General features: G+C 62.8%; 16 protein-coding genes, 1 tRNA gene, 1 pseudogene and 1 riboswitch. Of the genes and pseudogenes, 3 read left to right on the forward strand and 15 right to left on the reverse strand.

The window, feature by feature from the left end:
- Window positions 1-157: 157 nt before the first annotated feature.
- The 3 genes and pseudogenes from NKI69_RS30365 to NKI69_RS30375 form a co-directional block, all read right to left on the reverse strand.
- A complete protein-coding gene (locus NKI69_RS30365; protein ID WP_023812365.1) occupies window positions 158-952 on the reverse strand; it encodes a CbtA family protein in 795 nt (264 codons plus the stop codon).
- Between the two features lie 15 nt (window positions 953-967).
- Window positions 968-1,147: a CbtB domain-containing protein gene (locus NKI69_RS30370; protein WP_013531117.1), complete on the reverse strand. Its 180-nt coding sequence runs from the start codon at window positions 1,145-1,147 to the stop codon at window positions 968-970.
- Between the two features lie 36 nt (window positions 1,148-1,183).
- Window positions 1,184-1,380: riboswitch (cobalamin riboswitch) on the reverse strand.
- Between the two features lie 65 nt (window positions 1,381-1,445).
- Window positions 1,446-2,643 (reverse strand): annotated as a pseudogene (locus NKI69_RS30375) (MFS transporter).
- A 223-nt stretch (window positions 2,644-2,866) separates the two neighbouring features.
- Between NKI69_RS30375 and NKI69_RS30380 the strand changes: the two are divergent.
- Both NKI69_RS30380 and NKI69_RS30385 read left to right on the forward strand, forming a co-directional pair.
- The gene (locus NKI69_RS30380) at window positions 2,867-3,865 is read left to right on the forward strand and encodes a heparan-alpha-glucosaminide N-acetyltransferase (protein WP_352723140.1); all 999 of its coding nucleotides are present in this window, start codon (window positions 2,867-2,869) and stop codon (window positions 3,863-3,865) included.
- On the forward strand, window positions 3,862-4,338 hold the full coding sequence (locus tag NKI69_RS30385) for a methyltransferase family protein (RefSeq protein ID WP_023812367.1): 477 nt from the start codon (window positions 3,862-3,864) through the stop codon (window positions 4,336-4,338). The genes NKI69_RS30380 and NKI69_RS30385 overlap by 4 nt, the downstream gene beginning before the upstream one ends.
- A 252-nt stretch (window positions 4,339-4,590) precedes the next feature.
- On the opposite strand, the gene NKI69_RS30390 is transcribed toward NKI69_RS30385, so the two are convergent.
- From NKI69_RS30390 to NKI69_RS30400, 3 genes are all read right to left on the reverse strand, one after another.
- Complete coding sequence (locus tag NKI69_RS30390) at window positions 4,591-4,977, reverse strand: MerR family transcriptional regulator (protein ID WP_027034793.1); 387 nt, start codon at window positions 4,975-4,977, stop codon at window positions 4,591-4,593.
- Window positions 4,978-5,134: 157 nt separating this feature from the next.
- Window positions 5,135-6,553, reverse strand: coding sequence for a magnesium transporter (gene mgtE / locus NKI69_RS30395; protein ID WP_352439837.1), 1,419 nt, complete (start codon window positions 6,551-6,553; stop codon window positions 5,135-5,137).
- A 191-nt stretch (window positions 6,554-6,744) separates the two neighbouring features.
- Window positions 6,745-6,829, reverse strand: a tRNA-Leu gene (locus NKI69_RS30400).
- Window positions 6,830-7,064: 235 nt separating this feature from the next.
- On the opposite strand from NKI69_RS30400, the gene lipB reads away from it, so the two are divergent.
- Complete coding sequence (gene lipB / locus NKI69_RS30405; protein ID WP_352632392.1) at window positions 7,065-7,808, forward strand: lipoyl(octanoyl) transferase LipB; 744 nt, start codon at window positions 7,065-7,067, stop codon at window positions 7,806-7,808.
- Window positions 7,809-7,880: 72 nt separating this feature from the next.
- On the opposite strand, the gene NKI69_RS30410 is transcribed toward lipB, so the two are convergent.
- From NKI69_RS30410 to nuoN, 9 genes are all read right to left on the reverse strand, one after another.
- Window positions 7,881-9,131, reverse strand: a complete 1,251-nt coding sequence (locus NKI69_RS30410) for a site-2 protease family protein (protein ID WP_352723141.1) — start codon at window positions 9,129-9,131, stop codon at window positions 7,881-7,883.
- A gap of 597 nt (window positions 9,132-9,728) precedes the next feature.
- Complete coding sequence (locus tag NKI69_RS30415) at window positions 9,729-10,457, reverse strand: ABC transporter ATP-binding protein (protein ID WP_206535279.1); 729 nt, start codon at window positions 10,455-10,457, stop codon at window positions 9,729-9,731.
- Window positions 10,409-11,695 carry a lipoprotein-releasing ABC transporter permease subunit gene (locus NKI69_RS30420; RefSeq protein WP_127293254.1) on the reverse strand — a complete coding sequence of 429 codons (1,287 nt, stop codon included), beginning with the start codon at window positions 11,693-11,695 and terminating at the stop codon, window positions 10,409-10,411. Before NKI69_RS30420 ends, NKI69_RS30415 begins: the two co-directional genes overlap by 49 nt.
- Window positions 11,692-13,020 carry a proline--tRNA ligase gene (proS, locus tag NKI69_RS30425; RefSeq protein ID WP_352723143.1) on the reverse strand — a complete coding sequence of 443 codons (1,329 nt, stop codon included), beginning with the start codon at window positions 13,018-13,020 and terminating at the stop codon, window positions 11,692-11,694. The genes NKI69_RS30420 and proS overlap by 4 nt, the downstream gene beginning before the upstream one ends.
- A 653-nt stretch (window positions 13,021-13,673) precedes the next feature.
- Window positions 13,674-13,958 (reverse strand): DUF1467 family protein, encoded by a 285-nt coding sequence (locus NKI69_RS30430; protein ID WP_023812375.1) that lies wholly within the window; start codon window positions 13,956-13,958, stop codon window positions 13,674-13,676.
- Window positions 13,955-14,359, reverse strand: a complete 405-nt coding sequence (gene mce, locus NKI69_RS30435; RefSeq protein ID WP_128304418.1) for a methylmalonyl-CoA epimerase — start codon at window positions 14,357-14,359, stop codon at window positions 13,955-13,957. The genes NKI69_RS30430 and mce overlap by 4 nt, the downstream gene beginning before the upstream one ends.
- A gap of 101 nt (window positions 14,360-14,460) precedes the next feature.
- A complete protein-coding gene (locus NKI69_RS30440; RefSeq protein ID WP_352723144.1) occupies window positions 14,461-16,131 on the reverse strand; it encodes a ribonuclease J in 1,671 nt (556 codons plus the stop codon).
- A gap of 118 nt (window positions 16,132-16,249) precedes the next feature.
- Window positions 16,250-17,071 (reverse strand): biotin--[acetyl-CoA-carboxylase] ligase, encoded by an 822-nt coding sequence (locus tag NKI69_RS30445; protein WP_023812378.1) that lies wholly within the window; start codon window positions 17,069-17,071, stop codon window positions 16,250-16,252.
- A gap of 5 nt (window positions 17,072-17,076) precedes the next feature.
- A complete protein-coding gene (gene nuoN, locus NKI69_RS30450) occupies window positions 17,077-18,513 on the reverse strand; it encodes an NADH-quinone oxidoreductase subunit NuoN (protein WP_352723145.1) in 1,437 nt (478 codons plus the stop codon).
- Window positions 18,514-18,520 lie beyond the last annotated feature (7 nt).

Below are 18,520 nucleotides of genomic sequence, written 5' to 3' on the forward strand. Positions count from 1 at the left end.
TGTCGGGGCCTGGGTTGGGGTTAATCGACTCCCAAAACCCCGGGGCGGGGGGGGGGATTAGTGGGCCGGGGGGGGTGCATGGGGGGCACAATATTTGGGGGGCGGGGGCGTCGGCCGGCGGCCCCCGCCGCCGATGAGGAAGGTCAGTGTCTTGCGATCAGGCAAAGCTGTCGCGCAGGCTGGTCGCGGTGCCGGTGAAGCGGCCACGCACCACACCGACGACCGCGCCGAGCACCAGCCAGAACACCAGATTGGTCACGGTCACCGCCACCACGAACTGGTGATGCAGCCCTTCCGGAATCGCCGTCCCGTAACTGTCGGGCTGCGGTGCACCGACAACATGCGGTGCGACGATCAAAAGGACGGCAAGGATCGCCAGCGGCAGCGACTTGCGGAACGCGATCAGGCCGAGACCGGCAGTGGTTGCCGCCACCGTTGCCCACCACCAAATCTGCCGCTGGGTGAGATCGGCGGCCGGCATGGCCGGCAGTTCCGGCGGCAGGCCGAGGCCCGGCGCCAGCGTGAACACGGCAAAGCCGGCAAGGCCCCAGAACACGCCCTGGCGCCAGCCACCGATGCCGCCGGCGAATTCGGAGACCGCGACCAGGATCAAGGCGAAGCCGATGCCGGTGACGATATTGGCAAGCACGCTGAAGGCGAAACGCTCGAAACCCTCTGCCGGCGCCCAACCTTCGTCTGCCGGAGCGGCTTCCGCCGCAGCCGGGGCAGCAGAGCTCATCGCATCTCCCGCCGGAGCAGTTGTGCTCATGGCATTGCTATCCGTTGCGGCCGGAGCGCCATGGTCATGGTGATGCCCGCCGCCCGCCTGTTCGTAAACTTCCGCCTTCAGGATCAGCGGCACGGTGGCATAGGCCTGCAGGCAGGCGAGGACGACGCCGGCCACGAGCCCTGCGATCGCCGCGATGAACACGACGTTGCGAAACAGATTCATGATGTCAGCCCCTCGTCAGTGGCAGGGAAACGCCATCGAATGGCGATAGTCGTGAGCCGCATTATGGACGGCATCGATATGCGAGAAGCCGACAAAGCCCATCACGAAAATGCCGAGCAGCGCGGCAAGCGCGAGCTGCATGAAGCGCGACTGCGAGGAGACGGAGGCGCCGAGGGAGACGGAAGCGGTAGTCATGTCTTGTCCTTTCGCCCTCCACCCGAGGGCATCGAAGTCAGTTTCCTGTCGCCGGCAGGTCTCCTGGCTCACGGATCAGCGTCCTTCCCCACCTTCCCGAAGAAAAAATCCTCAGTGGTTTATGGAGAGGACTACCGCACACAGTTGCGGGGGCAGCCACGGCATTGGGCGAAATTCGCCCTCACCGCATTCCCTCTTGGCTCCAAAATGGAACCGGCGACACCGGTGACTATAGGCAGAATCCTCGCTTCCGGCAAACCAAATTCCGCCGGTGACCATTGCGAATGCGCCATGAAGGTCAAAGTGATTTCGGCAGATAGCGCCACGTCACAAAGCCGCAGACCGCCGCCAGCAGGCCGAGCGTGACGAACACCGAGCCCAGGCCGAAGAAGGCCAGCGCCACCGAATAGACCAGCGGCGGCGTCAACTCGGAAAAGTCGATAGGTGCGGTAGACCGCTGCCATCTGAGATCTTTCATAGGAGCGCACCGAGCGCATGAAGGCGGTCGAGCCGAGGGCGTCGAGCGCAATGGTGAAGAAGGCACCACAGAGCAGGAAGGCGCCGGTAAGCAACGGCACGGTTTCGCCGACGAAGCCCGCCGCCAGCAGCGCGGCTGACATGGCGAAATAGGCAAATGTCATGGTTCCGCGGCCACCAAAGCGCTTTCCTGCCTTGCCCCAGAAAATCGCCATGAACAACAGCGCGTTGCCGGCCGAAACCAGCAGGCCACCGGCCAGCTTGCCCTCGCCCGTGATGACCATGAACAGCGGCCCATAGACGAAGAACGTCGTCCAGAAGCAGGAGCGGCCGAAGGCAATCAGCCAGGCCAGTCTGAGCCTGGGCTGCGCGACGAAACGGCCGATATTGGCGAGCGGATTGACAGGGCGCGTCTTGCCCGGACGGATGGACTGGTTGTCGCCGAGGCGGTAGGTCCAGAACAGCGCCAGCAGGGCAAACGCGAACACCGCGACCGCACCATGCGCGGCATAGATGCCGAAGCGCGTGTAGAGGAAGATGCCGAGCGTCGGCCCACCGGTCCAGGCCAGCATCGACCACGCCATGCGCAGCGATTCGGCCTGCATGAAGTCGGTCTTGCGGATGTGGTCCATGATGTAGAGGTTGAGCGTGATCGACAGCGCGCTGGCGCCCATCACCCGGCACAGCATGCCGGCCAGTTGCCCGGCGAGCGTGTCGGTGATGAAGAACAGCGAGCCGACGGCCAGCAGGCAGGCGCCTGATGTGTAGACCCAGCGGCGGGCAAAACGGCGGATCAGCATCGGCATGAACAATGTCACCGACAGGCCGAGCATCGCCACGACTGTGTAGAGCATCGACACGATCTGCTCGTTGTGCAGTATCTCGTAGGCCTGGATCGGGATGACGCTCGACACCGTGGCGCGGGCGAAGGATTCAACCGCATAGAGCGACGCGAAGGTGCGCGCGTCCGCGGCCTTGAGAGCCGGCAGCCAGATCGGATGGCGCACATGGGTGGACATTGCTTTCCCCGAAGCAGATTCACCGGGTGAAATCTGACGTGGCGACCCCAGTGCCAATAAGAGGAAACCGACGTGCATCCGGCAAAAGCGAAGCCGGCCAAAGGCTTCCCGGCACTGGCCCAATGCCGCGGCCGATCCGGCGTTATCGGCAGGATTGCCGGTCTTCTTTTGTGCGGGGCAACCGTGATAGTCCTCCAGCGGGGCTGAATCAGAATGCGAGACCATGAGCATCCAAACGCCGACCGCACCCGTTCAGGATCGACCAAAGCGCATCGTCGCCATCGACATCGTGCGCGGCACCGCGCTGATCGCCATGGCAAGCTACCATTTCACCTGGGACCTGGAGTTCTTCGGCTATACCGATCCCGGCCTGACCGCCTTCGGCTGGTGGAAGATCTACGCGCGCGGCATCGCTTCGACCTTCCTGTTCCTGGTCGGCGTCAGCCTGTATCTCGCCCATGGCCGACAAATCCGCTGGAACGGCTTCTGGAAGCGGTTCGCCATGGTCGCCGGAGCCGCGATCGCGATATCGGTCGTCACCCGTATCGCCACGCCGGATGGATTCATCTTCTTCGGCATTTTGCACGAGATCGCGCTGGCCAGCCTGCTCGGCCTCGCCTTTCTGCGGCTGCCGGCACTGCTGACGCTTGTCGTCGCCGCGCTCGTCATTGCGGCGCCTGTCTATCTGCGCCTCGAGGCGTTCGATCACCCATGGCTGTGGTGGGTAGGCCTGTCGGCTAACAATCCACGCTCCAACGACTACGTTCCGTTGTTTCCATGGTTCGGCGCCGTGCTTGCAGGCATCGCGGTGACGAAACTCGCCGCCGGTTCAGGCGTGCTTGCCCGGCTTGCCGAATTGGCGCCCGGTCGCTGGGCCAACCCGCTGGTCTTTATCGGCCGGCACAGCCTGGCGTTCTACCTGATCCACCAGCCATTGCTGATCGGCTGCGTCTGGCTGTTCTCGCAGATCATGCCGGCGCAGGTCGAAACCCCGCAGGTGAATTTCCTCAAAACCTGCCAGCTGTCCTGCGAGCAGTCGCGCGACACCGAGTTCTGTACGAGCTACTGTGTCTGCATGCTCGATACGCTCGAGGGCGAGGCGACGCTTGATCGGCTCTACAACAACGACCAGACTGCGGAATGGAAGACGCATCTGTCCGATCTCGCCGGCATGTGTACCGCCAAGACGGACAGCAAGTTGATGGAGGAAGGGGTCAAATGACCGAGAACCAGCCGAAGCCGGGGCTCATACCGTGGCCGCCGCTGATCTACACCGCCGCGATCGCCATCAGCATCGCGCTGGGCCTGCTCTATCCCCTGCCCTGGATCGGTGACCTCCTGGGCGACATTCTTTTCGCCGCCGGCTGGGTGGTGCTGCTTGCCGTTGCAGCGCTCTGGGTCACCGCGATCCGCACCATGGTCCGCGCCAAGACCACGCTGAACCCGAACGCTGTGCCCGATCACCTGGTCACCACGGGTCCCTTCGGCATCACCCGCAATCCGATGTATCTGGCCAACACCCTGCTGTTGATCGGCGTCGCCTTTGTCTCGGGCATCGTGTGGTTCCTGCCGCTCGCCTTCATCGCCGCCTATGCCACGCAAAAAATGGCGATCGAAGGCGAGGAAAAGATGCTGGCGGCAAAATTCGGCAAGAAATACCGCGACTACGCGAAACGCGTGCGCCGCTGGATTTGAGCTGGCGCTCCGGTTTCCATCGCGGAGAGGTTTTGACAGGTGCACACTTCGGCGATTAGCCTAAGTCTTGCGAACTTCGTCATCCTAGGGCGAAGCAGGAGCGCAGCTCCGTCGCGGAGACCCTAGGATCCATGCCGTGACCTCGGTCTAGGAGTGCAGCGGAGCAAAGTTCTGCGCCGTCGCGGTGCATTGCAGAAGGAATAGACGTTTCCGCTCATTCCGAACGCTAACGCGCGATAGAATCCAGTCCGCTCAGGTATTCACGCCAAGCTCGACCAGCCGCTCCACACAAGACTCCTCGGCCTGGTCGAGTTCAGCCAGCGTCTCCTCGAGGTCGCGGCGCTTCTGCCGGAGATCCTCGCGCTTTTCCTCGATGCGCTTGATCATCAGGTTGAGCTGGCCGACTTCGCCGGGCGGCTCCCTGTACATCTGGATGATTTCGCGGATTTCGTTGATCGAGAAACCAAGCCTCTTGCCGCGCATGATCTGACGGATGAGGTGGCGGTCGGAGGGGCGAAACAGCCGCGTGCGGCCACGCCGCACCGGCTGCACCAGCCCTTCGTCCTCGTAAAAGCGCAGCGTCCGCGTCGACACATCGAACTCACGGGTCAACTCGGTGATCGAATAATATTCTCGCATTGCCACTCCCGCACGCCGAAACCAAGGGGCGATCGCCATGCCGGCGTCACCCTTATGTCCCGAACCAAAACCCATGCCATGCCGGAATCGACATGGCGCCCCGCGCAAGCCTCGCACGGCATTTACGTAAAAGTCAATTAAGCCAAAAGGCGTGCCTTCAGGGCACACCGAACCACCACGTGGCGATGCCGAGAAATGCAAAGAAACCGACGACGTCGGTAACCGTGGTGACGAAGACCGCCGAAGCGACCGCCGGATCGATCTTGAAACGATCGAGCAGCAGCGGAATCAGGATGCCGGCCAGGGCGGCCACGAACATGTTGATGATCATCGCCGCCGCGATGATGCCGCCCAGATTGGGGTCACGGAACCAGGCTGCCGCAACGATGCCGATCAGGATGGCGAAGACGATGCCGTTGATGAAGCCGACACCCATCTCGCGGCGAATGATGCGGCCGGCATTGTAGATGTCGAGATCCCTGGTCGCCAACGCCCGCACGGTGACGGTCATGGTTTGCGAGCCGGCATTGCCGCCCATGCCTGCGACGATCGGCATCAGCACCGCCAGTGCGACGATATGTTCGATCGTGCGGTCGAACAGGCTGATCACCGACGCCGCCAGGAACGCGGTCAGAAGGTTGATAAGCAACCACGGAACGCGTGATCGCGAGGTCGAAAAGATGCTGTCGGAAAGCTCTTCGTCGCCGACGCCGCCCATGCGCATCAAATCTTCCTCGGCCTCCTGCTGGATGACGTCGACGACATCGTCGATGGTCAGAACGCCAACCAGCCGTTCGTTCTCGTCGACGACTGCGGCCGACAAAAGATCGTACTGCTCGAATTCCCGCGCAGCCTCTTCCTGGTCCATGGTGGCCGGAATGGCGTGCCGCGTCTCGTGCATCACTTCCTCGACCTTGACCGAACGCTTGGTCCTCAGGATCTGGTCGAGGTCGATGGCGCCGAGCAGCTTGAAGGTCGGATCGATGACGAAGATCTGGCTGAAGCGCTCGGGAAGGTTGTTGTCCTCGCGCATGTAGTCGATGGTCTGGCCGATCGTCCAGAACGGCGGAACCGCGACGAACTCGGTCTGCATGCGGCGGCCGGCCGTCTCTTCGGGATAATCAAGCGAGCGGCGCAGCCTGATCCGCTCGGTGAACGGCAGTTGCGACAGGATCTCGTCCTGGTCTTCCTGGTCGAGATCCTCGAGAATGTAGACGGCGTCGTCGGAATCGAGCTCCTGCACCGCCTGCGCGATCTGCGCATTGGGCAGATTGTCGACGATCTCCATACGGATGGCCTCGTCGACCTCCGTCAGCGAGGAGAAGTCGAAATCGGCGCCCAGGAGTTCGACCAGCGCGCGGCGCTGTTCGGGATGCAGCGCCTCGAGCAGGTCGCCGAGTTCCGACTGGTGCAGGTCGTCGACTTCATGCTTGAGGGTCAGCGTGTCGCGGTCTGCGATCGCCGCGCCAATCCGCGCCAGGAAGGACGAAAGCACGGCGCCGTCCTCGCCATAGATATCGGCGTGGTTGTCCTCGGCGGCCCTGGCGCCGGTCGTCCGTTCGTGCTCGCCTTCCACCAGCGCCTCCCGCCACAAGAATCCCGGAAAAGGTGCAAATCAGGTCTAGAGCATCGGACCCAAAAGGGGAAACCGGTTTTGGGAGAATCCGATGCTCAGAAAGAAAGTGGCGTAAAGTGCGGGAATATCAAACGAAATGCGCCCGGCCCGCAGCGGGCGAGACCGGTACAAATCGGACTCTGGGAAGAGAATGGTGCGGTCGAGAAGACTCGAACTTCCACGGGTTGCCCCACAGCGACCTCAACGCTGCGCGTCTACCAATTCCGCCACGACCGCACGTGGTAGAGCCGGAACCGACCGGCTCGCGGCGTGTAGCAAATCGTTTCCGGCGAAACAAGTGCACGGCAAGCAATAATGTCAGGCGATTGGCATAATGCTCCACAGGGCTCGAATGCAGCCCCGGAACTGGACGTTTGCGCCTAATGTCGCCATATGGAAGGCAGGTTGATGTCACCCAAAGGTGCGGCGCGGTTTTGGGACGCGACATGCATAAGCGAAAAGACGATACGCCATGCCCGAACGCAGCCAGATCGCCACGTCGTTCCTGCCGCTCCCCGGTTCAGCACCGGTCGAATGGCTGATCGAGCCCGGCCTTACCGCCTATCCCGAAGCACTTGCCTTCATGGAGGCGCGCGCCGAGGCGATCCGCAGCGGGGCCGCCGGCGAGATGGTCTGGCTGGTCGAACACCCGCCGCTCTACACGGCCGGCACCAGCGCCCGCGGCGAGGATCTGATCGACGCCGACCGCTTCCCGGTGTTTTCGGCGGGACGCGGCGGCGAATACACCTATCATGGGCCGGGCCAGCGGGTCGCCTATGTCATGCTTGATCTGAAGCGGCGGCGCGAGGACGTCCGCGCCTTCGTCGCGGCGCTCGAACAGTGGATCATCGGCACGCTCGCCGCCTTCAATGTGCATGGCGAACGCCGCGAGGACCGGGTCGGCGTCTGGGTCGTGCGGCCGAATCGCCCTGCCCTGCCGGACGGCTCGCCGGCGGAGGACAAGATCGCGGCCATAGGCATTCGGCTGCGGCGTTGGGTGAGCTTCCACGGCATCGCCATCAATGTCGAGCCCGATCTCGACCATTTCAGCGGCATCGTGCCTTGCGGCGTGCAGGACCACGGCGTCACCAGCCTCGTCGACCTCGGCCTTCCCCTGACCATGGCCGATCTTGACCTGGCGCTGAAATCCGCCTTCGAGGATGTGTTCGGTCCCGCCACGGCTTTGCCTGTCGAAGCCGAGCGCAAGGCCGGCTGATTCTTCCTGATCCGGTACGGCTCAAGCTATGTGTGATTCACAGGCCGGCATCCATCTGAATATCAACACACCTCAGATGAGCTGGGCGGAGGCCCACAGGACGCCATAGCCATGGATGGCGAACACCGCCAGCAACGCCGCGGCCATGGCGAGGCGGTCGATGGTGCGGATCGGCTTCAGCTCGTGACGCGGCTTTATTCCGCTGCTCATCGTCAGCAGGCTGAGGATCGAAAACACCGCTCCCGTCGCGAGCAGGAAGTTGGAGGAAAAGCCGGCCTGCCAACCCACGGCCAGGAAAGCCGAGAGCAGGAAGAAGGAAGCCAGCGCCAGCGCGACCGGCCCCGGACAGATCTGGCGCAGCACCTGACCGCCGTCGAATTTCCACACCGGCACCAGATTGGCGATGTTGAACAGTGCGGCAAAGCCGGCCAGGGTCGCCAGCAGCGCCGCCGCCAGCCGATGTCCTTCAGCGCCGGCAAAGGTGCTGGCGGCGATAGCGATCGGCACCAGGAATGCGGAGAAGCCGGCGCCCATCAGCGCCACGAAGGCGACTTCGAAACGGCTGTCATAGGGCCGCCCGCCAATGGCGATGCCGCCGAGCAGCGGAATGAAGATCATCCGTGCCCGGTTGTGGCCCATAAGCCGAAACGCCGCCATATGGCCAAGCTCATGCAGGGCGACCACCGATGTGAGGATCGCGGCCAGTGCCAGGCCGCCGAAGTGAAGGCCGAAGAATGGCCACAGGATCAGCGCCGAAAGCCCGGCGAAACCGACCTGGCTCAACGGATGCTCGAACCAACCGCCCTTGCGATACTCCCCGGTCCGCGCCCAGCGCTGCAGCTTGGAGAGTTCGCGGCACAGGGCGAAATAGCGGAACACCAGGAAGGCGACGCCGCGATAGCGATCGGTCTGGCTGAGCGTCACCCGCGTGCCGTTGCCCTCGGAAACGAGTTCGGCGGTTTCGGAAAAGTCCTTCCAGAACGAAGCATCGAGCGCGGTGTCCTCAATGACACGCATCGAGAAGCTGATACCTTCGACGACGTCCTCAAACCGCGACTTGCGTTCGATCGGCTTGCCGTCGCGACCTTCCCACGACAGCGTGATGCGGGCCACGCCCTCGCCGTCCGGCGCCTCGGCGGAAAGGATCTCACCGGACCAGCCGGCATCGCTGCCGAGCGGCCACAGCGCCTGCCAGAGGCGCTGACGATCCATTGCCACCAGACGGGTCAGCCGGACCGTGCGCAGACCCAGCGGCACGGTTATCAAGAGAAAGATCAGCCCGAGATTGCTGGCCACGAGAATGGCCGTGACGATGGGCGACACTTGGACGTTGCTCCCTGTCTTTCAGGCACCCTAACGTCGCGGCGGCAAGAAAAGCTTAACGCGGGAACGACTTTCGACCGCCCAGTCCCCGCGGCGACGAATGCCGCCAAATCACATGGCTCCGATCCAGATCGCCATGGAAACGAGAAAGGTGCTCATGCAAACCAGTGAGATGACATCCTGAACCAGATCGGTCATAACTCTCTCCTGTTGTTGATATGTTCGTATTTTGTTCTAATTTTGTTTCAAAGTCAACGGGCACGATCCGCCCGCATTCGGAATTTCCGGGCGATCAAATCGGCAGGGTTAAGAAAGGGTTGATGGGCGTCGGACGGTGCCACGTGGGGAGATCGCAGCCTTTGCGATTAGCCAATACACCCATTGCTTCGTCATCCTAGGGCGGAGCAAGGGGCGGAGCGACGCGCACAGACCCTAGGATCCATGCCGTGACCTAGGGGCGATGCTACGGTGCAGAATTATCGCTCTGATAAAGGTCGCATATCCTCGACCCCTGCATTTGTCTCGAAAGTAACGGCATGGATCCTAGGGTCTACGCTCCGCTCCGCGGAGCTCCCCCTAGGATGACGACATCGGAGACTAAAGCGGCACCACTTTGCCGTCGGCCAGCGTGACGCGCCGGTCCATGCGCGATGCCAGTTCGTGATTGTGGGTGGCGATCAGCGCTGCGAGGCCCGATTGCTTGACCAGTGCCGCCAGCGCCTCGAACACATAAGACGCGGTGACCGGATCGAGATTGCCGGTCGGCTCGTCCGCCAGCAGCACCAGCGGCGCATTGGCAACCGCGCGGGCAATGGCGACGCGCTGCTGCTCGCCGCCGGAGAGTTCGGACGGCCGGTGCGACGCGCGCTTGCCGATCTGCATGTAATCGAGCAGCTGCGCCGCGCGCTCGGCCGCGTCCTTGCGGCTCAGCCCTTTGATGAGCTGCGGCATCATGATGTTTTCCAGCGCCGAGAATTCCGGCAGCAGGTGATGGAACTGGTAGACGAAGCCGACATCGTTGCGGCGGATCGCCGTGCGCTCGTCGTCGGAAAGCCGCCCGCAGGCACGGCCGGCCAGGATGACGTCACCGGCGTCGGGACGCTCCAGCAGGCCGGCGGTGTGCAGCAGCGTCGACTTGCCGGTGCCCGACGGCGCCACCAGCGCCACCATCTCACCGCGCTTCAGCGAGAAATCGGCGCCGTTCAGGATGGTGAGCTTGCGCGGCCCCTGGACATAGTGCCGCTCGACGCTCTTCAGCTCGATAATGACCTCGGCCACTACTCGTACCTCAAGGCTTCGACCGGATCGAGACGCGCGGCGCGCCATGCCGGAAACACCGTTGCCAGGAAGGACAGGCCGAGCGCCATCAGGACGACATAGGTGGTCTCGCGTGGATCCATCTTCGCCGGCAACTGGCTGAGGAAATAGAGTTCAGGATTGAACAGCACCTTGCCGGTCATCCATGAGAAGAACTGGCGGATGGATTCGATGTTGGTGCAGATCAGCACGCCGAGCAGCACACCGGCAAGCGTGCCGGTCACGCCGATCGCCGCACCCGTCATCAGGAAGATGCGCAGGATGGCGCCGCGCGAAGCCCCCATGGTGCGCAGGATGGCGATGTCGTGGCCCTTGTCCTTCACCAGCATGATCAGGCCGGAGATGATGTTCAGCGCCGCCACCAGCACGATCAGCGTCAGGATCATGAACATGACGTTGCGCTCGACCTGCAGGGCGGAGAAGAAGGTCTCGTTGCGCTGGCGCCAGTCGACCATGTCGATCGGCCGCTGCGCCGCCGCCTCCACCTTCGGTTTCAGCGCATCGACATCGTCTGGATTGTCGACATAGATCTCGATCGTCTGCGCCCGCCCATCCATGTTGAAATAGAGCTGCGCTTCGGAAAACGGCATGTAGACGATGGAGGTGTCATATTCGGACATGCCGACTTCGAAGATCGCCGCGATCTTGTAGCCCTTCATGCGCGGCGTGGTGCCGATCGGCGTCACGTCGCCGTCGGGCGAAATCAAGGTGATGGTATCGCCAAGCGTCAGGCCGAGATTCTCGGCCATGCGCTTGCCGATGGCAACCCCCTCGCCAGAGTCGAAATCGGCGATCGAACCCTGCTTGATGTTGCTGGCAACGATGGCGATCTTGCTCAGATCCTCGCCGCGTATGCCGCGCACCAGCGCTCCGGTTCCGCCGCCGACATTGCCTTGCGCAAGCACCTGGCCATCGATCAGCGGGATGGCGTATTTGACGCCTGCTACACCGTTGATGCGGCTGGCGACCTGCGCATAGTCCTCCAACGGCGAATCGAGCGGCTGCACGATCAGGTGGCCGTTGACGCCGAGGATGCGCGTCAAAAGCTCCGCCCTGAAACCGTTCATCACCGCCATGACCACGATCAGCGTGGCGACGCCCAGCATGATGCCGAGGAAGGAGATCGAGGCGATCACGGAGATCACCGTCTCCTTGCGCCGCGAACGCAGATAGCGCCAGGCAACCATGCGCTCGAAGATGGAAAAGGGTCCGGCGCCGACCGGTCTTGCCGCCACCGCCTCGCTCATGCGGCGACACCGAAGCGCTTTTTCACGTCTGCGATCGGCAGCGTCTCGCGCTCGCCGGTCTTGCGATTCTTGATCTCGATCTCGCCGGCGGCGACACCGCGCGGGCCGACGATCACTTGCCAGGGAAGGCCGATCAGATCGGCGGTGGCGAACTTGCCGCCGGGCCGCTGATCGGTGTCGTCGTAGAGCACGTCCTTGCCGGCGGCGACGAAAGCGGCATGCAGTTCGTCGCAGACGCGGTCGCACTCGGCGTCGCCCGCCTTCATGTTGATCAGCCCGATGTCGAACGGCGCCACCGCCTCCGGCCAGATGATGCCGTTGTCGTCATGGCTGGCTTCGATGATCGCCGCGACCAGCCGCGACGGACCGATGCCGTAGGAGCCTCCGGAGACGAAATGATCCTTGCCGTCGGGCCCAGTCACCTTGGCGCCCAGGGGCTTCGAATATTTGTCGCCGAAATGGAAGATGTGGCCGACCTCGATGCCGCGCGCCGAAACCTTGTCGCTCTCGCCGATCTTCTCCCACGCCGCCTCGTCATGCATCTCGTCGGTGGCCGCGTAGGGTGTCGTCCAAGTCTTCACGATATCGCCGATCTCGGCGGCATTGGCGAAGTCGGTCTTCTCTCCGGGCACATCGAGCGAAAGATAGTCGCGGTGGCAATAGACCTGGCTCTCGCCGGTGTCGGCCAGGATGATGAATTCATGGCTGAGATCGCCGCCGATCGGCCCGGTGTCGGCCCGCATCGGTATTGCCTGCAGCCCCATGCGCGTAAAAGTCCGGAGATAGGACACGAACATCCTGTTGTAGGCCGTCCTGGCGCCCTCGAAGTCGAGGTCGAAAGAATAGGCGTCCTTCATCAGGAACTCGCGCGAACGCATGACGCCGAAGCGCGGCCGCACTTCGTCGCGGAACTTCCACTGGATGTGGTAGAGATTGAGCGGTAGGTCCTTGTAGGACTTCACATAGGCGCGGACGATCTCGGTGACCACTTCCTCATTGGTCGGGCCGTAGAGCATGTCGCGGTCCTGCCGGTCCTTGATGCGCAGCATCTCCTTGCCGTAGTCGTCATAGCGGCCGCTTTCGCGCCACAGATCGGCCGACTGGATGGTCGGCATCAGGATTTCCAGCGCACCGGCGCGATTCTGCTCCTCACGGATGATGCGGCAGACCTTGTCCAGCACCCGCTTGCCGAGTGGCAGCCACGAGAAACTGCCCTGCCCCTGCTGGCGGATCATGCCGGCGCGCAGCATCAGCCGGTGCGAGACGATCTCGGCCTCGCGCGGATTTTCTTTGAGGATAGGCAGGAAATAGCGCGACAAACGCATGGACTGGTCCGTGAGTGAGGATGGCCGCGTCAGAATCGGCGCGACTTTGGCTTGCTTGACCCGGCTTCATAGCCATTTCAAGGCGGAATGGGAACCCGGACGCATCGGCCCGAAAGCGGCAATCGATTTTCAAAAAGCACGGGATAGCCGGGATCAGAAGCGTCGCACCGTCCTTCGCCCGCCTAAAAGACCCACGGCGCTGCAAGGCCTCCCGGTCACCGCGCGCGTCTTGATGATCGTTCGCCAAGCAACGCCTGCCACACTATTGTGCAGTGCAGCACGAGAATGCCCGTTTCAAGGCAAAATTCTTCGTGACATTTTCATTCGCCTTAGGCTAATGTACCTCGATAACCGAGAGGGTAGAAAAAAATCTGCTCTCCTACGCGGTCAAAGTCTTGGGAGGATGCGATCTAGGCGCGGTTACTCGCTGCCGCCGGAAACCGGAAACAGATCGGACGCGTTTAAATTGCAAGGCCTCGTGCCTTGCATTTTTTTTGTGCAATCATCTGCTTAGCGCAACGCGTTGCCAAACCACCTTACCTAGCGTCAGCGCTCGTCCGGCCGCAAAACGGCACGGCATTCCTGTCTGGAACCAAGCTGTTCCGACGGATGAAAACGTCTTTGCCGGACAAATCTTCTTGGGCCGGGACCGGCTATTTGGCTGGGGTTTGGCTGAATTCCGGCACGATGTGCGGGATGTCGTTGAGGCTGTATCCCAGCCCATGCGTCAGGCCATAGAAAATGCCCATCAGGATCGCGGTGGCGATGGTGGTGCGGATCACGGCGCGCAGCATGTGAGGTCCGCGCGGCGCGCTCGGAACCGTGCCAAGCGTCACGTCACGATCGTCGTCCTGCGTCCTCACGCTGAACGGCAGCACAGCGAACAGCACCACCCACCAGGTCGCGAAAAACAGGGCGGTGAACGAAACCCAGCTCATGATTGCTCCAGTTCGATCAGCGTTCCGAAGAAATCCTTCGGATGCAGGAACAGCACCGGCTTGCCGTGCGCGCCGATCTTCGGATTGCCGTCGCCCAGCACGCGGGCGCCGGCGGCCTTGAGCTGATCGCGCGCGGCCAGGATGTCATCGACCTCGTAGCAAAGATGATGCATGCCGCCGGAAGGGTTCTTCTCCAGGAAGGCGGCGATCGGCGACCCCTCGCCCAAGGGCTCCAGAAGTTCGATCTTGGTGTTGCCGACATTGACGAACACCACCGTCACCCCATGCTCCGGCAGCGCCTGCGGCGCCGTCACTTCCGCGCCGAGCGTGTTGCGATAGGCAGCGACGGCAGCAGCCAGATCCGGCACGGCAAGCGCGACATGGTTCAGTCGTCCGAGCATTGGCACTCCCAGGTAAGGGAGTAGGGGAATAAGGGAGTAGGGGAAGACAGATATATCAGCTGCTTGCTCTTCCTATTCCCCTATTCCCCTACTCCCTTTCGTCACCTTGTGACGAATACAGTCACCAGCGGCTTCTTGCCCCAGGCTTCGTTGGCGGCGCCGCGCACGGCGCGCCGCACTGCTTCCTGCACCAGGTCGAGGTCTTTTCGGCGCTGACGGGGGATCGAGTCCACCGCGCCGATTGCCGCATCGATCATCAGATCTTCCAGCGACTCGCCACGGCCATCGGCCTCTGCGACACCGATGGCGACCAGGTCGGGATCGCCGGCAAGCTCATATTTGTCGTCGAGCACGACATTGACCGCGACATGGCCGGCAAAGGACAGCTTGCGCCGGTCACGGATGCCCATCGCCTGATCGGTGCCGATCAGTCTGCCATCCTTGTAGATACGGCCGAACGGCACCTGATCCATGATGGTGGCTGGGCCGGGAGCAAGCCTGAGCATGTCGCCGTCGCGCACCTGCGCCACCTGGCCGATGCCCGATGTCGACATCAGCGAGCCCTGCGCCACCAGATGTGCCGCCTCGCCATGCACGGGAACGCCGATCCGCGGGCGCACCCATTCATACATCTTGCGCAATTCGCTGCGTCGCGGATGGCCGGAGACATGCACCAGTGCATCGCCGTCCTCGATGATCTTGACGCCGAGATCGATCAGACGGTTCTTGATCTCGAGGATCGCCTTCTCGTTGCCGGGAATGGTACGCGAGGAAAACACCACCGTGTCGCCTGCCGTCAGTGACACCGACTTCATCTCTTCGCGCGACAGCTTGGCCAGTGCGGCCAGCGGCTCGCCCTGGCTGCCGGTGCAGATGATGACCAGGTTTTCGCGCGGGATGAAACCAAAATCCTCCTCGGCGATGAACTCCGGCAGACCGTCCATGTAGCCAAGTTCGCCGGCCACATCGATGACCCGCTTCAGCGAACGGCCAAGCACCAGGCACTGGCGTCCGGCATCGCGCGCCGCCTTGGCAATGGAGACGATGCGTCCGACATTGGAGGAGAATGTGGTGACGGCGACACGGCCCTTGGCCGCCTGGATGACGCCCTTGAGGCCCTCGCCCACAGCCACTTCCGAAGGCGACTCACCTTCGCGCAGCGCATTGGTCGAATCGCAGATCAGCGCCAGAACGCCCTTGTCGCCATAGGCCCGGAAACGCGCCTCGTCGGTCTTCGGCCCGATCGTCGGCTCCGGATCGATCTTCCAGTCACCGGTATGGATGACGATGCCGGCCGGCGAGGTGATCGCCAGCGACATCGGCTCGGGAATCGAGTGCGCGACCGGAATGGCTTCGATCTCGAACGGGCCGACGGTGAATTTCTCGCCCGCCCGGTAGATCGTGACCGGTATTTTCGGCGCGCCCTGCTCGCCTTGCCGCTTGGCTTCCAGCAGGCCGGCGCTGAACGGCGTCATCCAGACCGGTGCCTTCAGCTTCGGCCATGTGTCGAGCAGCGCGCCGTAATGGTCTTCATGCGCGTGCGTGATGATGATGCCGCGCAGATTGGCGAGGTTCTCCTCGATGAAGCGCGTGTCGGGCAGCACCAGGTCGACGCCCGGCAGGCTGGCATCGGGGAAGGTCACCCCGACATCGATGACGATCCATTCGCGCGCATTGGGCGGCCCGTAGCCGTAAAGAGCGAAGTTCATGCCGATCTCGCCGACGCCGCCGAGCGGCACGAAGACGAGTTCGGCGGTTTCCGCTTTCGCCATGATTTTTCCCTTCCTGGCCCTCAGGCCAAGCCCAAAAAGCAATTCCGGGAAAAGTGTGTAACGGTCTTCCCACCGGAGTTGCGCAAAAACAAACAGTTAGAACCGTTCATGAACGGCCCTATGCCCTGGCCGAAGCGACCGCGCCGAAATGCACATCGCCGGCGGCGATCGTCCGAACCGAACCTTCATCGTCGCGGATCACGAAACGGCAGTCCTCGTCAATGGTCTCGAACACCCCACGCACCACATTACCGTCAATTCTGACAGCAACCTCGCCGCCAAGCCCCGCAGCACGATCAAGCCACCGTCGCCTGACGGCGGCAAGTCCGCGCCCCTCATCCCACAACCGGGCATTCTCGCTCCAGGCATCCGACAGCGCCAGGAACAGTGTTTCCGCATCGCATGCCGCACCCAGCGCGCTGAGTGATGTTGCGGGATAGGGCAAATCCTCGGGGTATGCCACCACATTGACGCCTATGCCGACCGCCACCGCGAAACGGCCGCCTTCCAGAATTGCCGATTCCAGCAGGATGCCGGCCAGCTTGGCGCCGGAGGCAAGCACGTCGTTCGGCCATTTCAGCTCGAAACGGTTTTTCCCTTCGCTGCCACCGTCGAGGCCGATGGCGATCCGGCCCTTCGGCACCACGGCATCGAGAGCATCGGCCAGCGCCAGCCCGGCGACGAAGCCCAGCGTCGCGGCAAGGCGAAGCTCTGCCTTGGTGATGACGAGCAGCGTCGCCGCGAGGTTGCCTTCTGGCGTTGCCCAGACGCGGCCGCGCCGGCCACGCCCGCTTTCCTGTTTCTTGGAAACGACCCACAATTTGCCGGGGTCGCCTGCCCTTGCGTGGTCCAGTGCCAGCGCATTGGTGGAGCCGACGCTCTCATGCGCCTCGAGCCGGAACCCATCCGACGCCGAGGTTGGAGCCAGCCGAAATGCCATGCCGACTAGAAAAACGTCTTGGCGGCGGCTTCGGCATAGGTGCCGATCGGCCCGCCGATCAGCACGTAGAACAGCACGAAGGCGCCGGAGACGCCGAGCACGACACGCAATTCGCTCGCCATCGGCACGAAGCCGCCGACCGGTTCGTCGAACCACATGATCTTGATGATGCGCAAATAGTAATAGGCGCCCACCACCGAGGCCAGCACGCCGATGATCGCCAGCGCATAGAGATTGGCGTTGATGGCGGCGAGGAAGACGTACCATTTCCCCCAGAAGCCGGCGAGCGGCGGGATGCCGGCCAGCGAGAACATCAGGATGGTCAGGATCGTCGCCATGATCGGATTGGTCGACGACAGGCCGGCCAGCTCGCTGATCTGCTCGACATTGCCTTCCTTGCGCCGCATGGCGAGGATGAAGGCGAAGGTGCCGAGCGTCATCACCAGATAGATCAGCATGTAGATGGCAACGCCGCGCACGCCAGCCTGGCTGTTGGCGGCAAGGCCGACCAGCGCATAGCCCATATGGCCGATCGAGGAATAGGCCATCAGCCGCTTGATGTTGGTCTGGCCGATGGCGGCGAAAGCACCAAGCGCCATCGAGGCGATCGAGATGAAGACGATGATCTGCTGCCAGTCGGAGGCGATCGGCTTGAACGCACCCATGGTGACGCGCACCATCAGCGCCATCGCCGCCATCTTCGGTGCTGCCGCCAAAAAGGCCGTCACCGGTGTCGGCGCGCCCTCATAGACATCTGGCGTCCACATGTGGAACGGCACCGCCGAGATCTTGAAGGCCAGGCCGGCCAGCACGAAGACGAGGCCGAAAACGAGACCGAGCTGGCGCTCGCCGCTGCCGAGCGCAGAAGCGATCTCCTGGAAGCCGGTGTTGCCGGTGTAGCCGTAGACCAGGCTGATGCCATAGAGCAGCATGCCCGACGACAGCGCGCCGAGGACGAAATATTTGAGGCCTGCTTCGGTCGAGCGCAGATTGTCGCGATTGATCGCGCACAGCACATAGATCGCCAGCGACTGCAGCTCGAGGCCGAGATAGAGGCCGATCATGCTGTTGGCCGAGATCATCAGCATCATGCCGAGCGTGCAGAGCAGGATCAGCACCGGATATTCGAACTTGTCGAAGCGTTCAGCTTTGGCAAAGCGCATCGACATCACCAGCGTCACCGCCGAGCCGACCAGCGCCAGCACCTTCATGAAGCGGGCGAAGGAATCCTGGATGAAGGCATTGCCGTAAGCGCTGCCCTGCCCGGTTCGGAAGATCAGCCAGGCGCCCGCGATCGCCAGCACGGCAACCGCAAGGCCGGTTACCGTGTTGGCCGTGTTGGCGCGCGAATAGGCTCCGACCATCAGCAGCGCCAGCGCGCCGACGGCAAGGATCAGCTCTGGCGTCGAGAGTGACAGGCTGGAGAGAAGGTCCGGCGTCATGGTTCGC

It is taken from the genome of Mesorhizobium sp. M0491 (assembly GCF_040321265.1).
Lineage (GTDB): Bacteria > Pseudomonadota > Alphaproteobacteria > Rhizobiales > Rhizobiaceae > Mesorhizobium.